Here is a 14,141-nt window from a genome sequence, read left to right as displayed (position 1 = left end):
TCAATGTAGATAATAATCTCATGACAATTATTGTTTCGACGCCCATTTGGCAGGCATCCGCACTCAAATCGCGAGCAGCAGCGCCTCCGGGTTCCCGCTGGCCAGCGAAGCCAGAATGCCGAGGCCCGTGCGAAGTTCCTGCTCCGTCGTCGAGCCGAGGGAGATGCGCACCGCCGGCTGCCAGCCCTGGTCGGCGGTGCGGAAGGAGGAGCCGGGCGCGATGGCGACGCCGCGCAGGCGGGCCTGCGAGACGAAGCCCTCCTCGGTGTGCCCTTCCGGCAGCGGCAGCCAGACATGCAGGCTCTGCGGATGCGAGCGATAGGGCAGGCCCGCGAAGATCTCCTCCGCGATGGCGTGGCGTGCCGCCAGCGCTCGGCGCTGCCAGGTGACGAGCTCCATCGCCGTGCCGTCGCCGACCCAGCGCGTGGCGATCTCGGCGATCGAGGGCGTCGCCATCCAGCTCGAGACGAGATGCCTGTTGGCGACGGCCGCGACATAGCGGTCGGGCGCGGCGAGATAGCCGATGCGCAGGCCCGGCACCGTGATCTTGGTGAAACTCGTCACGTAGAGCGTGCGCTCCGGCGCATAGGCGGCGAGCGGCGGCGCCCTCTCCTCGACGAGCGGCCCCAGAATGTCGTTCTCGATGATCGCGATGTCGTGGCGCCGCGCCACCTCGGCCAGCGCCTGCCGGCGCTCTCCGCTCATCAGCGTCGCGGTCGGGTTGATGACGGAGGGCTGCAGGAACACGGCACGGATGACGCCCTTGCGGCAGGCTTCGTCCAGCGCCTCGGGGATCATGCCGTCGCGGTCGATCGGCAGGCCTTCGAGATGGAGGCCAAGATAGGTGGAGAGCGGCACCAGCGTGTGGTGGCTGATCGCCTCCGTGGCGACGGTCGCGCCGGGCGGGGCGACGCTCATCAGCGCCACCGTCATGCCCGACGTCGCGCCATTGGTGAGGCTGATGTTGAGCGGCGAAATGTCGAGCCCGCAGCGCGCCAGCCATTCGGCCGCGACGGCCCGGTGGCGCGGGAAAACCATGTTGGGGCGGAAGGACAGAGCCGAGCTCGACGGCAGGTTTTCCGCAAGCCACCCGAAGGCCTCGCGCATGCGCTCCAGGTGGATCTGCTCGCAGACGGGTTTCAGGATCGACAGGTCGACCAGCTCGCCGAGCCGCTCGGGCAGATAGGGCGGCTCCGGCTCCTTCGGCCGCGTCTGCACGAAGGAACCACGGCCGATCTCGCCGGAAATCAGGCCGCGGCGGATCAGTTCGTCATAGGCGCGGCTGACGGTCTGCACGGAAAGTTTCAGGTCGTCGGCAAGCTTGCGGTGTGGCAGAAGGCGTGTACCGTTGGGCAGCAGTCCTTCCTGGATGGCGCGGGCGATCTGCTCGGCGAGAGAAAGGTAGGCCGGCCGGCGCAATTGGGATATATCGGGTCGCCAATTTGTCATGATTTCAACAGTGCTCAAATTCAGTTCAATTGACAACGCCAAAATGCCTTTCCATGGTCTTTTTCTCGGCTTTGACATGATATCCGCCCGGAGGGCGACCGCATGAAACTCGACGCCATCGACCTGCGCATCCTGGAGGCGATCCAGGAGAACGGGCGCATCACCAAGCTGGCGCTGGCGGAAAAGGCGGGCCTTTCCCCGACGCCCTGCTGGCTGCGCCTGCGCAAGCTGGAAAAGGCGGGCATCGTGACGGGCTATCATGCGCGCGTCGCGGTGCGGCGCCTGGCCCCGGTCGCCAGCGTCATGATGGAGGTGACACTCGCCAACCACCGGCAGGCCGATTTCGACCGCTTCGAGCGTGCGGTGGCGGCAACGCCGGAGATCGTCGCCTGCTGGTCGGTCGGCGGCGGCGTCGATTACATCCTGAAGATCATGGCCCCCGACATCGACGCCTACCAGCGGCTGGTGGACGACCTGCTCGACCGCGAACTCGGCATCGACCGCTACTTCACCTACATTGTCACCAAGACGGTGAAGGAGGAGACCGCGCTGCCGCTGACGACGCTGCTGCCGGCCCCGGACTGATATCGACGTAGAGAGATTGTCTATGGCCGACGGCCGGTTTGGCCAAAGTCTCTGCGGCCGAGCCCGGCAATAGACAATCTGTCGCCGCGCCTCTGGCAGACTCACCGTCGACACAGCCAGAGGAGGCCGACATGACCGCCCTATTCGCCCGGACCGTTTTTCACGAAGCGCTCGCCCGCCTGAGCGATCCTCACCTGCTGCGCGAACTCTCCTATGTCGGCGGCCGCTGGGTGGCCGGCCACAACGGTGACAGCTTCGCCGTGACGGACCCCGCCTCCGGCGCGACGCTCGCCTGGGTCGCCGCCCTCGATGCCGGCCAGACGACGGAGGCGGTCTCGGCCGCCGCGCAGGCCTTTCCCGTCTGGCGGGACCTGCTGCCGCAGCAGCGCGCCGCGATCCTGCGCAAATGGCACGGGCTGATCCTCGAAGCGCGCGAGGATCTCGCGCTGCTGATGACGCTGGAACAGGGAAAGCCACTCGCCGAATCCCGCGGCGAGATCGACTATGCCGCCTCCTTCATCGAGTGGTATGCCGAGGAGGGCAAGCGCCTCAATGCCGAGAGCGTGACGAGCCACCTGCCCGGCGCCGAGATGATCGTGCGCCGTGAGGCGCTCGGCGTCGTCGGCATCGTGACGCCGTGGAACTTCCCCTCCGCCATGATTACCCGCAAGGCCGCCGCCGCGCTTGCCGCCGGCTGCACCGTGGTCGCCCATCCCTCCAGCGAAACGCCGCTTTCCGCCCTCGCACTTGCCGAGCTCGGCGAGCGGGCCGGCCTCCCGGCAGGCGTCTTCAACGTCGTGACGGGCGATGCCGCCACCATCGTCGGCTGTATGAACGCCGACGCCCGCGTGCGCGCCATGAGCTTCACCGGCTCGACGGAGATCGGCAGGCTGATCGCCGGCCAGTGCGCGCCGACCATGAAGCGCCTCGTCATGGAGCTCGGCGGCCATGCGCCCCTGATCGTCTTTGCCGACGCCGATATCGAGAAGGCGGCCGACATCGCCGTCAACGCCAAGTTCGCCACATCGGGGCAGGATTGCCTTGCCGCCAACCGCATCTATGTCGAGCGCCCCGTCCTTGCCGCCTTCACCAAGGCCTTCATGGCCCGCATCGCGGCGCTGAAAGTCGGTGCCGGGCTGGACGCGGATGTCGAGATCGGGCCGCTGATGCACGAGCGCGCCATCGCCAAGGCGGAGGAGCAGGTGGCCGACGCCGTCAAACACGGCGCGAAGGTCCTCACCGGCGGCAGGCGCCACAAGGCCGGCCCGCTGTTCTACGAACCGACGCTTCTGACCGAGGTTTCCGACGATGCGCTGATCATGCGCGAGGAGACCTTCGGCCCCGTCGCCGCCGTTACGGCCTTCGACAGCGAGGCGGAGGTGATCGCCCGCGCCAACGACACCGAATACGGCCTCGTCGCCTATGTCGTCACCGAAAACGGCGCACGCCAGATGCGGCTTGCCCGCGCGCTGGAATACGGCATGGTGGCGGTCAACCGCGTGAAGATCACCGGCGGGCCGATCCCCTTCGGCGGCTGGAAACAATCCGGCCTCGGCCGCGAGGGCTCGCGCCACGGCATGGAGGCCTTCACGGAACTGAAATATCTCTGCATCGACACGGCTGCTTGATCCCGGGCGCGCCTCCACCGGCTTGGTTCCGGGCACCTGCTCCGGGCGCCCGACCCCGGGGTGCCCAACCTCTCGATCGTCATCCTCGGGCTTGACCCGAGGATCCATGTGCCACCGAGATTGTGGATCCTCGGGTCAAGCCCGAGGATGACGGAGGGAGAGTGAGGATGACGATGGGAAAAAGGGAATGACGGTGAAAATATCGGACAACCGTGCCCCAGAACTCTAAGAACAACCGACTTCGAAAGGAAAAGACCATGCTCGACCGACGCAACGAACTCACCGCCTGGGACCGCGACCACTTCTTCCACCCCTCCACCCATATGGGCATGCACGCCCGCGGCGAGACGCCGACGCGCGTGATCGGCGGCGGCGAGGGCGTCTACATCACCGATACGAACGGCAAGACGAGCCTCGACGCCTTTGCCGGCCTCTATTGCGTCAATGTCGGCTACGGCCGCACGAAGATCGCCGACGCGATTGCAGAGCAGGCGAAGAACCTCGCCTACTACCACGCCTATGTCGGCCACGGCACGGAAGCCTCGATCACGCTTTCCAAGATGATCATCGACCGCGCACCCGAGGGCATGAGCCGCGTCTATTTCGGGCTTTCCGGCTCGGATGCCAACGAGACGAACATCAAGCTCGTCTGGTATTACAACAACATCCTCGGCCGGCCGGAGAAGAAGAAGATCATCTCGCGCTGGCGCGGCTATCACGGCTCCGGCGTCATGACCGGCTCGCTGACCGGCCTTCACCTCTTCCACAATGCCTTCGACCTGCCGCGCGCGCCGATCCTGCACACGGAGGCCCCCTACTTCTTCCGTCGTCCGGACCGGTCGATGGACGAGGAACAGTTCTCGCAATATTGCGCCGACAAGCTGGAGGAGATGATCCTTGCCGAAGGCCCGGACACCGTCGCCGCCTTCATCGGCGAGCCGATCCTCGGCACCGGCGGCATCGTGCCGCCGCCGAAGGGTTACTGGCAGAAGATCCAGGCCGTGCTCGACAAGTACGACATCCTGCTGATCGCCGACGAGGTCGTCACCGGCTTCGGCCGCCTCGGCACGATGTTCGGCTCCGACCACTACGGCATGAAGCCCGCCCTCATCACCATCGCCAAGGGCCTCACCTCCGCCTATGCGCCTCTGTCAGGCACCATCGTCTCGGACAAGGTCTGGGAGGTGCTGGTGAAGGGCTCGGATGAACTCGGCCCCATCGGCCACGGCTGGACCTATTCCTCGCACCCGATCTGCGCCGCCGCCGGCGTCGCCAATCTGGAACTCATCGACGAGCTCGGCCTCGTGGAAAATGCCGGCTCCACCGGCGCCTATTTCCGCAGCGAACTCGCCAAGGCCGTCGGCGACCACAAGCATGTCGGCGAGGTGCGCGGCGACGGCCTGATGGCGGCGGTCGAATTCGTCGAGGACAAGGACGACCGCGCCTTCTTCGATCCGGGCAGGAAGATCGGCCCGCAGGTCTCCGCCGCCCTCCTGGAACGCGGCGTCATCGGCCGTGCCATGCCGCAGGGCGATATTCTGGGCTTCGCCCCGCCGCTGTGCCTGACGAGGGAAGAAGCGGACATCGTCGTGAAGGCGACGGCCGATGCGGTGAAGGCGGTTCTCAGCTGAGCCGGCCGGCAATCCATATCGGCACGAACCCATCGAGGGCGGGTGGCGCAACGCCGCCCGCCCTCGGCGCGCCGGCCTACTTCCGATGATGCACCGGTTGGAGGGCGTAGACCGGCGTCGGGATGCCTTCCATGCGCGCCTTGAGCTGCAGGGCGAGATATTGCGAATAGTGGCGCGACTGGTGCAGGTTGCCGCCGTGGAACCACAGCGCCTCCTGCTGCGTCGGCTTCCACATGTTGCGCTGCTCACCCTCCCAGGGACCCGGATCCTTCGGCGTATCCGAACCGAGACCCCAGACCTTGCCGACCTTGTCGGCGGTCTCCTGGTCGATGAGATCGGCGACCCAGCCGTTCATCGAGCCGTAGCCCGTCGCATAGACGATGACGTCGGCAGGGATTTCCTTGCCATCGGAAAGCCTGATGGCGTTTTCCGTGATCTCCTCCACCTGCCCCGCGGCAAGCTTCACCTTGCCGTCGATGATCAGTTGCGAGGCGCCGATGTCGATATAGTAGCCGGAGCCGCGGCGCAGGTACTTCATGAAGAGGCCTGAACCGTCCGCACCCCAGTCGAGCTGGAACCCGGCCTTTTCCAGCGCCGCGTAGAAATCGGCGTCGCGCTCGCGCATCTTGTCGTAGAGCGGGATCTGGAACTCGTGCATGATCCGGTAGGGCAGCGAGGCGAAGATGAGATCGGCTTTCGCCGTCGTCACGCCGTTCGCCAGCGCCTGCTCCGAATAGAGCGAACCGAGGCCGATATCCATCAGCGTGTCGGAGCGCACGATATGGGTCGTCGAGCGCTGGATCATGGTGGCGTCGACGCCGGCCTCGTAGAGCGCGGCGCAGATGTCATGCGCCGAATTGTTCGAGCCGATGACCACGACCTTCCTGCCCTTGTAACCGTCCGGACCCGGATGCTGCGAGGAATGGTGCTGCTCGCCCTTGAACCGCTCGCGGCCCTTGAAATCCGGGATGTTCGCCTTGCCGGACATGCCGGTCGCAAAGACAAGCTGCTTCGGCCGCAGCACCACCTCCTCGCCGTCGCGGTCGACGACGACGGTCCATTCCCTGGCGGCCTCGTCCCATTTCGCCGATTTGGCGGCGGAGCGTGTCCAGTAGTTCAGCTCCATGACCTTGGTGTAGAATTCCAGCCAGTCGCCGATCTTGTCCTTCGGCGCGAAGACCGGCCAGTTCTTCGGGAAATCGATATAGGGCAGGTGGTCGTACCAGACGGGATCGTGCAGGCAGAGCGACTTGTAGCGCTTGCGCCAGCTATCGCCGGGCCGGTCGTTCTTTTCCAGGATGATCGTCGGCACGCCGAGCTGGCGCAGCCGCGCGCCGAGCGCGATGCCGCCCTGCCCGCCGCCGATGATGACGGTATAGGGCTGCTTCTCATAGCCGAGCGTGCGTTCCTCCTCCTCGCGCTCCTCCTTCCAGGTCTTGGCGCCGACATTCTGGCCATGCCTGGCGCCGAGCGGGCGGGTGAAGCCGGATTTCTCCTCGTGGCCCTTCAGTTCGGACAGCACCGTCAGCAGCGTCCAGATGAGGCCGTTCTTGAAGCGTACGAGGCCATAACCGCGCCCGACCGCCGTCTCGAACGAGATCCAGCTTTCCAGAACGCCATCCGCCTCCGTCGCCGCCTCGCCGTCGGCGACGCGCCAGTTGGAAGGCTTGGCGGTGGAGAGCTGGGATTGCAGCATGTCGCGCACCTGATCGCGCCCCTCGACGGTCTTGAGGTTCCAGGTGAAGGCGACGAGGTCGCGCCAGTAGCATTCCTCGGCGAAGAGGGCGACGGCATCGTCGATCCGGCCAGCTTCAAGGGCCGCGCCGAACGTGTCGAGAAGCGTCTGGACGCGGGTGGTGGGGGTTTTGTCGAGCATATGTTTCTCCTCCTGCTCAGGTGAAAGACGGGACGGCTCCTCAACCGACCCGCAAGACGGACCGGCCTAACGGGAAAGGTCGATCAGGATTTTCAGGTGCTTGCCGGCCGGGTCGAGCAACTGGTCGAACCCTTCCGAAACGGCCTCGCGGAGCGAGACATATTTCGTGACGATGCGGCTTGCCGGGATCTGGCCGCTGGCGACCAGCCGGGCGACGCGCGGCCAGTAGTGGGTCGGATAGGCCCAGGAGCCGCGGATATCGATGTCCTTGAAGGTGACGTCGAACCAGTTCAGCGGGTTCTCGCCGGGGTGAAGCCCGGTCTGCACGACGACGCCCTGCTTGTGCACCGCATCGGCGCAGTTCTTCAGCGCATGCTCGTTGCCGACGCATTCGATGGCGACATCGCAGCCGACGCCGCCCTCCGTCTCGGCGCGGATGACGTCGCCCACCTTTTCCGTCTTCGGATTGATGGTGCGCACCGTGCCCAGCGCCTCGCGCGCCAGCGCCAGCCGCGTGTCGTTGAGATCGGAGAGAAAGAGCTGCGAGGCGCCCGCGGCACGCGCCGCCATGGCGACGAGAATGCCGATCGGCCCGGCGCCGGTGACGAGCACGCTGTTGCCGGCCGTCACGCCGCCGCGATCGCAGGCATAGACGGCGACCGCCGTCGGCTCGATGAGCGCGGCCTCCTCATCGCTCAGGGCATCCGGAATGGGCTGGACATTGTAGTCGTTGAGAAGGGCGGCCTCGGCCATGCCGCCGGAATGCCAGGACAAGCCGGCAAGCGCGAGGTTGCCGCTGAGATGAAAGAGGCCGCGATCGGCATAGTAGTCGCCCTGGCGGGGCATGATGAGCGGCTGGATCGACACCCGGTCTCCGGGCTTCACATGTGCGACGCCTGCGCCGACCGCCTTGACGACGCCGCCGAATTCGTGGCCGAGGATCTGCGGCCCGTGCGCGCCGGTGAAGGGATGCGGCTCCTTCGGCACGAAGATCGGGCCATAGGCATATTCATGCAGGTCCGTGCCGCAGATGCCGCAGAAGCGGTTCTCGACCAGCACCTCGCCCGGGCCGGGCGACGGCGGGGCATCGACCTCCTCGATGCGCAGATCCTTGGCGGCGTGAAAGCGCAGAGCTTTCATTGTGTTTCCTCCTGTTGTTCTTGCACAGGAAGGTCAGCAAGCGCCGTGCCAGAATGGCAGAGCGCATGATTTCACTGTCTTTTCAAATGATTGCGAGGAAGGGGATTTCGCCGCCGGGCGAAATGCAACAGGTGGCGTGCAACAGGTGTTGCAGGCGCCGCATCAGTTGAGGCGCTTCAGCCGGCGGTGGATGGTGGAGCGGTTGACGCCGAGTTTGCGGGCAAGCGCAGAGACATTGTTACCGCAATCGCTGAGCGCCTGGCGCAGTTCGCCGTCATCGTCGGGCGGGGCGGCCACAGGCCCGGCGAAGAGATGGTCCGGCAGGCAGTCGACATCGATGACGCCGCCCTCGGAGAGCGCCGCGGCGACGCGCAGCGCATTGGAAAGCTCACGCAGATTGCCCGGCCAGGCATGGGCGAACAGGGCGGCCTGCGCCGCCTTATCGATGCGGTAGGTCTCGCCGTTCTCCTTTTCGATGCGGGCGAGAAGCTGGTCGATCAGCCAGCCGAGGTCCTCCCGCTCGCGCAGGGCCGGCAGGCTGAGCGTCGCCGCGTTCAGGCGATAATAGAGGTCCTGCCGGAAGCGACCCTCCTTCACCAGGTCGGCAAGGTCGCGGTGCGAGGCGGAGAGCACGCGCAGGCGCACCGGGCGCGCCTTCAGCGCGCCGACCGGCTGCACCTCGTTTTCCGAAAGCACGCGCAGCAGCCGGCTTTGCAGCGTAAGCGGCATGTCGCCGATCTCGTCGAGGAAGAGCGTTCCGCCATTCGCCTCCTCGATCAGGCCGCGCTTGCCCTTCTGGCTGGCGCCGGTGAAGGCACCGGGCGTGTAGCCGAACAGTTCGGATTCGATGAGGTGTTCGGGGATCGCCGCGCAATTGACGGCGACGAAATTGCCGCTGCCGCCGCAGCTATCATGAATCGCGCGGGCGAGGAATTCCTTGCCGCTGCCGGTCTCGCCCTGGATGAGGATCGGGATGTCGCGCGCCGCAAGCTTCGCCGCCCGCGCCTGCACCCGCTGCATCGCCGCGTCGCCCTGGCTGAGGTCGCGCAACGCCCGCGGCAGGCGCGGCGCCGGCATGTTCGGCGCGCGCAGGCTGACGGCGGGCGCGATGGCGCTGGCGAAGAGCACGAGGCCGTTTTTCGCGCGCAGCAGGCGTTCGCCATTCGGCCGGCCGCGCATGAAACGCGGCAGGTCGTCCACATCCATGTCGAAGACCTCGGATATCCGCAGGCCAAGGAAATCGCGCGTCGCCAGGCCACGCATGTTCATCGAGCGGGCGAGCGCGCCGAAACCGCCATGGGTCATGCCGGTGATGCGGCCGGACCCGTCGAGCGCGATGGCGGCGTCCGGATCGACGTCCAGGAACTCCGGCGAACGGGCAAGGCGCAGCACCCAGTCGTTGCGGGTGCGGGTCATGAGGTTGGCAAGCTCGATGCGCCGCGCGGTGGAGGCGACGAGGTGCAGCGCCAGCTGCTGGCTGGCCTTGGCGGTCGGCGAGCGGAGCTGGGAAATGTCGAGCACCGCGGTGAGGTCGCCCAGCGTGTCGAAGACCGGCGCGGCCGTGCAGGTCAGCCCGATATGGCTGGCGTCGAAATGATCGTCCTGGTGGATGATGACCGGCTCGCCGGAGACGATGCAGGCACCGACGGCGCAGGTGCCCGCGCGTTTTTCCGACCATTCCGAGCCGAGATAGAGCCCCGCCTTGCGAAGCTGGTTGTCGAAGGTCGGATCGCCCATGAAATCGACGGTGACGCCGCGCGCATCGGACAGCAGCAGCACATAGTTCTGCCCGGCGACTTGGTTGAACAAGCCTTCGAGGCCGGAGCGGCCGATGCGGATCAGTTCCTCCGCCTGCTCGCGATGCTCGCGCAGCTTCAGTTCGGGAACGATATAGGCTTCCTGCGCGATGGTCGGGTCGAGCTTGTAGTCGTTGAGGCAGCGCAGCCAGGATTTGACGACGGGCGCATCGCGCGGGCTGACGGCGCCCATGCCGACGCGTTCGATCTCCCGTATGTGCGACAGCGTCGACACCATAAGACATCCTCCCACCCGCATGGTCGCACAGGAGCCGCCGCGGGACAATCGCCCATAGGTCGGATGCGAAAGGCGCCCGCGGGCGGTCAAACCGTCGATGCCAGCCGCACGCGATGGCCGGGGGCGATCTCGACCAGCGCGGAGGGCACCGGCGGCGTGAAGACATCCGGCGCCGCGCTGCCATCGGACACGAAGCGGCGCCCATCGGGCAGGGTCGCATCCGGCGCGAAAGCGGCCGCGACCGGGTTCAGCGCCGCATCCGGATCGGGAATGGCAGCGATCAGCCGGCGGGTATAGGGATGGGTCGGCGTCTCGAAGATCTGCCGCCAGCCGCCCTCCTCCACCACCTCGCCGAAGAACATCACCAGCACCCGGTCGCTCATGTGCTCGACGACGCTGAGGTCGTGACTGATCATGATATAGGAAAGGCCGAGCTTTTCCTGGAGATCGAGCAGCAGGTTGATGATCTGGGCGCGGATCGAGACGTCGAGGGCAGAGACCGGCTCGTCGAGCACGACGATCTCCGGCTCCAGGATCAGTGCGCGGGCGATGCCGATGCGCTGGCGTTGTCCGCCGGAGAACTCGTGCGGATAGCGGCGCGCCTGCTCGGGCGTCAGGCCGACATTCTTCAGCATGGCCTCGATCCGGCCCTCGATTTCCGACGCGGCGGTGATGCCGTGCAGCTTCAGCGGCGCGGCGAGCGAAGTGCGCACGCACTGGCGCGGATTCAGCGAGGCATAGGGATCCTGGAAGACCATCTGCACCGCCTTGGCGCGCTGCATGCGCCCCGGCGCGCCGGGACCGGCGAGCGGCTGGCCGCGATAACGGATCGTGCCTTCCGTCGGCTCCTGGAGGCCGAGGATGGAGAGCGCCGTCGTGGACTTGCCGCAGCCCGATTCGCCGACGATCGACAGGCACTCGCCCTTGGCGAGGTCGAAGCTGATGCCGTTGACGGCGTGCAGCATGCGCCGCCCCGTGCCGAACAGGCCGCCGCCGGAAATCGGGAAGCGGACGTGGAGGTCGTCCACCTGCAACAGGGGTGCTGTCATGGCTGGCCCCCTTCCGGCCCGCGCGGCGCGATGAAGCGGGTTTCCGTCAGCGTCGAGCGGTCGGCGATGATGCTGTCGATATCGACGAGGCGCTGGCGACCGTGCGCGCGGCGGCTGCCGAGGCGCGGCAGGGCGCCGAGCAGGCCGCGCGTATAGGCGTGGCGGGGATTCTCGAAAAGCGCCCGCGTCTCGTTCTCTTCCACGAGGCAGCCGGCATACATGACGCCGACGCGCTGGCAGATGCTGGCGATGACGCCGAGATCGTGGCTGATGAAGAGCACGGCCGTGCCGCGCGCGGCGCAAAGCTCCTTGATCAGCCGCAGCACCTCGGCCTGCACGGTGACGTCGAGCGCCGTGGTCGGCTCGTCGGCGATCAGGAGATCCGGGTTGCAGGCGAGCGCCATGGCGATCATCACGCGCTGGCGCAGGCCGCCGGACATCTGGTGCGGATAGTTTTTCGCACGGCGGTCGGGATTGGGCACGCGCACATTGCCGAGCGCCTCGACGGCCAGCCTTTCCGCCTCGCCCCAGCTCTTGCCCTGATGCAGCACGAACATTTCGGCGATCTGCCGGCCGACCGTCGAGAGCGGGTTCAGCGCCGTCATCGGCTCCTGGAAGATCATGGCGATGCGGTTGCCGCGCAGGCGCCGTATCTCGCGCTTCGGCAGGGACAGCAGGTTCTGGCCCTTGAACAGGATCTCGCCACTGGTGACGGCAAGCGGTTTCTTCAAAAGCCCCATGACGGCGAGCGAGGTTATCGACTTGCCGGAACCGGATTCGCCGACGAGCCCATAGGCCTCGCCCGGCATGATCTGGAAGGTGACGTCCTTCAGAAGCGGATGGTGGGCGGAGCGGCCGAGCGCGACGCCGAGGCGAAGGTTCCGGATGTCGAGAAGCGGCGCGGTCATGGCTTGCGCGTCCTCATATGCGGGTCGAGGCTGTCGCGCAGGCCGTCCCCCAGAAGGTTGAAGCCGAGCACGGAGAGGAAGATGGCAAGGCCCGGGAAGATCGCCACCCAGGGCGCGAGCTGGATGAGCTGGCGCGCATCCGTCAGCATCGAGCCCCAGCTCGGGAACGGCGGCTGGATGCCGAGGCCGAGGAAGGAGAGCGCGGCCTCGGAGAGGACGGCCGAGCCCATGCCGAGCGTCGCCATGACGAGGATCGGTCCCATCATGTTGGGCAGGATCTGCGTGAACATGATGCGCAGGTCCCCGTAGCCGAGCGTCTGCGCCGCCTGCACATAGCCCTGCGATTTCAAGGAGAGCGTCGAGGAGCGGGCGATGCGGCAGGTCCAGCTCCAGTTGGTGAGGCCGAGCGCGACGAGGAGCGACGGCAGGCCGGGGCCGAGCACGGCCATGACGGCGAGCGCGAAGATCAGCGAGGGGATGGCGAGCATGACGTTGGTGAGGCCGTTGACGAGATCGTCCCACCAGCCGCCCCAGTAGCCGGCGGTCATGCCGAGCGTGATGCCGATGACCGAATTGATGACCTGCGAGACGATGCCGACCGTCAGCGAGATCTGCGCGCCGTAGAGGATGCGGGTATAGACGTCGCGGCCCTGCCCGTCCGTGCCGAACCAGAAGGTGGCGTCGGGCGGCAGTTCGGAACTCATCAGGTCCGCGTCGAGCACCGGGTCGAAGGGCGCGATCCACGGCGCCAGCACGCCGGCGAGGATGACCAGCGCCGTCAGGCTGGCGCCGAGCCAGAAGTTGAAGCCGAGGCGCATTCCCGTCACTCCTGCTTGATGCGCGGATCGATCGCGGCATAGATCAGATCGACGGCCGTGTTGATGACGAGGAACCACAGCACGATGACGAGGATCGTGCCCTGCACCACAGGAATGTCGCGGATGGCGACGCTGTCGACCAGCAGCGAGCCGATGCCGGGCCAGGCGAACAGCTTCTCGATGACGACGGCCTGGCCGATCAGCGAGCCGAATTGCAGGCCGACCGTGGTGACGATCAGCACCAGCGCGTTGCGCGCCACATGCCAGCGCACCACCTTCGCCTCGCTCATGCCCTTGGAATGGGCGGTGCGAATGAAATCGGCATTGAGCACGTCGAGCACGCCCGCCCGCGTGGTGCGTGCGAGGAGCGCCAGCGGCGTGACGCCGAGCGTGACGGCGGGCAGGATGAGATTGCGGAACGAGCCGTCGCCATAGCCGAAGCTGGGCAGCCAGTTCAGTTGCAGGGCGAAGAGATACATCATCAACAGGCCCAGCCAGAACTGCGGCATGGACAGGCCCGAGACCGCACCGATCATCGTCACCGTATCGAGCACGGAGCCGGGCCGGAGCGCCGCCAGGAAGCCGAGCGGCACGCCGACGACGAGTGCGAAGACCATGGCGGCGATGGCGAGTTGCAGCGAGGCCCCCATGCGGTCGTTGATGAGGTCGATCACCGGCTGGCGGGTGCGGAAACTGGTGCCGAGATCGAACTGCGCGAGGTCCGTGACATAGGCCACGAAGCGTTCCAGCAGCGGCTTGTTGAGGCCGAACTCCTCGTTGAGGCGGGCGATCATCTGCGGATCGGCGGCGCGCTTGCCATCGGCAAAGAGGCTGGCGGCGAAGGTGCCGGGCACGACGGAGAAGATGACGAAGATCAGCAGCGCCACCACGACGACCGTCGGAATGATCTGGAAGATGCGGCGCAGGGTGAAACGAAGCATAAGCGGTTCCGTGTTGGCCGCCCGGACGGGCGCGACAATCGATGCGGGGGCGGCTTTGACGCCGCCCCCGAACCCCTCAAGG

11 protein-coding genes are annotated in these 14,141 nt (G+C 66.6%); 3 read left to right on the top strand and 8 right to left on the bottom strand.

The genetic code is table 11. The annotated features are described in order from the left end of the window. Positions 1 to 63 precede the first annotated feature (63 nt). A complete protein-coding gene (locus shn_RS23090) occupies positions 64 to 1,485 on the bottom strand; it encodes a PLP-dependent aminotransferase family protein (RefSeq protein ID WP_245337460.1) in 1,422 nt (473 codons plus the stop codon). Between the two features lie 66 nt (positions 1,486 to 1,551). Here shn_RS23090 and shn_RS23085 point away from each other — a divergent pair, with 66 nt between their 5' ends. The 3 genes from shn_RS23085 (at position 1,552) to shn_RS23075 (ending at position 5,293) form a co-directional block, all read left to right on the top strand. Beyond that, positions 1,552 to 2,034, top strand: coding sequence for an Lrp/AsnC family transcriptional regulator (locus tag shn_RS23085; RefSeq protein WP_064332869.1), 483 nt, complete (start codon positions 1,552 to 1,554; stop codon positions 2,032 to 2,034). A gap of 131 nt (positions 2,035 to 2,165) precedes the next feature. Continuing rightward, the gene (locus shn_RS23080) at positions 2,166 to 3,662 is read left to right on the top strand and encodes an NAD-dependent succinate-semialdehyde dehydrogenase (protein WP_064332868.1); all 1,497 of its coding nucleotides are present in this window, start codon (positions 2,166 to 2,168) and stop codon (positions 3,660 to 3,662) included. Positions 3,663 to 3,919: 257 nt separating this feature from the next. Then, complete coding sequence (locus shn_RS23075) at positions 3,920 to 5,293, top strand: aspartate aminotransferase family protein (RefSeq protein ID WP_064332867.1); 1,374 nt, start codon at positions 3,920 to 3,922, stop codon at positions 5,291 to 5,293. A 76-nt stretch (positions 5,294 to 5,369) separates the two neighbouring features. On the opposite strand, the gene shn_RS23070 is transcribed toward shn_RS23075, so the two are convergent. The 7 genes from shn_RS23070 to shn_RS23040 form a co-directional block, all read right to left on the bottom strand. Next, a complete protein-coding gene (locus shn_RS23070) occupies positions 5,370 to 7,169 on the bottom strand; it encodes an NAD(P)/FAD-dependent oxidoreductase (protein ID WP_064332866.1) in 1,800 nt (599 codons plus the stop codon). A gap of 66 nt (positions 7,170 to 7,235) precedes the next feature. Further along, positions 7,236 to 8,309, bottom strand: a complete 1,074-nt coding sequence (locus shn_RS23065) for a 2,3-butanediol dehydrogenase (RefSeq protein ID WP_064332865.1) — start codon at positions 8,307 to 8,309, stop codon at positions 7,236 to 7,238. A gap of 162 nt (positions 8,310 to 8,471) precedes the next feature. Next, positions 8,472 to 10,343 (bottom strand): sigma-54-dependent Fis family transcriptional regulator, encoded by a 1,872-nt coding sequence (locus shn_RS23060; RefSeq protein ID WP_064332864.1) that lies wholly within the window; start codon positions 10,341 to 10,343, stop codon positions 8,472 to 8,474. Between the two features lie 86 nt (positions 10,344 to 10,429). Continuing rightward, the gene (locus shn_RS23055; RefSeq protein WP_064332863.1) at positions 10,430 to 11,392 is read right to left on the bottom strand and encodes an ABC transporter ATP-binding protein; all 963 of its coding nucleotides are present in this window, start codon (positions 11,390 to 11,392) and stop codon (positions 10,430 to 10,432) included. Next, positions 11,389 to 12,300, bottom strand: coding sequence for an ABC transporter ATP-binding protein (locus tag shn_RS23050; RefSeq protein ID WP_064332862.1), 912 nt, complete (start codon positions 12,298 to 12,300; stop codon positions 11,389 to 11,391). The genes shn_RS23055 and shn_RS23050 overlap by 4 nt, the downstream gene beginning before the upstream one ends. Then, entirely contained in the window at positions 12,297 to 13,118 is an 822-nt protein-coding gene (locus shn_RS23045; protein ID WP_064332861.1) for an ABC transporter permease, read from the bottom strand. The genes shn_RS23050 and shn_RS23045 overlap by 4 nt, the downstream gene beginning before the upstream one ends. Positions 13,119 to 13,123: 5 nt before the next feature. Next, positions 13,124 to 14,059: an ABC transporter permease gene (locus shn_RS23040; RefSeq protein WP_064332860.1), complete on the bottom strand. Its 936-nt coding sequence runs from the start codon at positions 14,057 to 14,059 to the stop codon at positions 13,124 to 13,126. Positions 14,060 to 14,141: the final 82 nt, after the last annotated feature.

The sequence above is a fragment of the Shinella sp. HZN7 genome (genome assembly GCF_001652565.1).
Taxonomy (GTDB): domain Bacteria; phylum Pseudomonadota; class Alphaproteobacteria; order Rhizobiales; family Rhizobiaceae; genus Shinella; species Shinella granuli.
The sequence above is the reverse complement of the archived record's forward strand: the minus strand, read 5'-3'. Positions and strand labels throughout refer to the sequence as shown.

Coding starts and splice junctions, on each gene's coding strand:
- shn_RS23085 (WP_064332869.1), top strand. CDS start 1,552: ATGAAACTCGACGCCATCGACCTGCGCATCCTGGAGGCGATCCAGGAG.
- shn_RS23080 (WP_064332868.1), top strand. CDS start 2,166: ATGACCGCCCTATTCGCCCGGACCGTTTTTCACGAAGCGCTCGCCCGC.
- shn_RS23075 (WP_064332867.1), top strand. CDS start 3,920: ATGCTCGACCGACGCAACGAACTCACCGCCTGGGACCGCGACCACTTC.
- shn_RS23070 (WP_064332866.1), bottom strand. CDS start 7,169: ATGCTCGACAAAACCCCCACCACCCGCGTCCAGACGCTTCTCGACACG.
- shn_RS23065 (WP_064332865.1), bottom strand. CDS start 8,309: ATGAAAGCTCTGCGCTTTCACGCCGCCAAGGATCTGCGCATCGAGGAG.
- shn_RS23060 (WP_064332864.1), bottom strand. CDS start 10,343: ATGGTGTCGACGCTGTCGCACATACGGGAGATCGAACGCGTCGGCATG.
- shn_RS23055 (WP_064332863.1), bottom strand. CDS start 11,392: ATGACAGCACCCCTGTTGCAGGTGGACGACCTCCACGTCCGCTTCCCG.
- shn_RS23050 (WP_064332862.1), bottom strand. CDS start 12,300: ATGACCGCGCCGCTTCTCGACATCCGGAACCTTCGCCTCGGCGTCGCG.
- shn_RS23045 (WP_064332861.1), bottom strand. CDS start 13,118: ATGCGCCTCGGCTTCAACTTCTGGCTCGGCGCCAGCCTGACGGCGCTG.
- shn_RS23040 (WP_064332860.1), bottom strand. CDS start 14,059: ATGCTTCGTTTCACCCTGCGCCGCATCTTCCAGATCATTCCGACGGTC.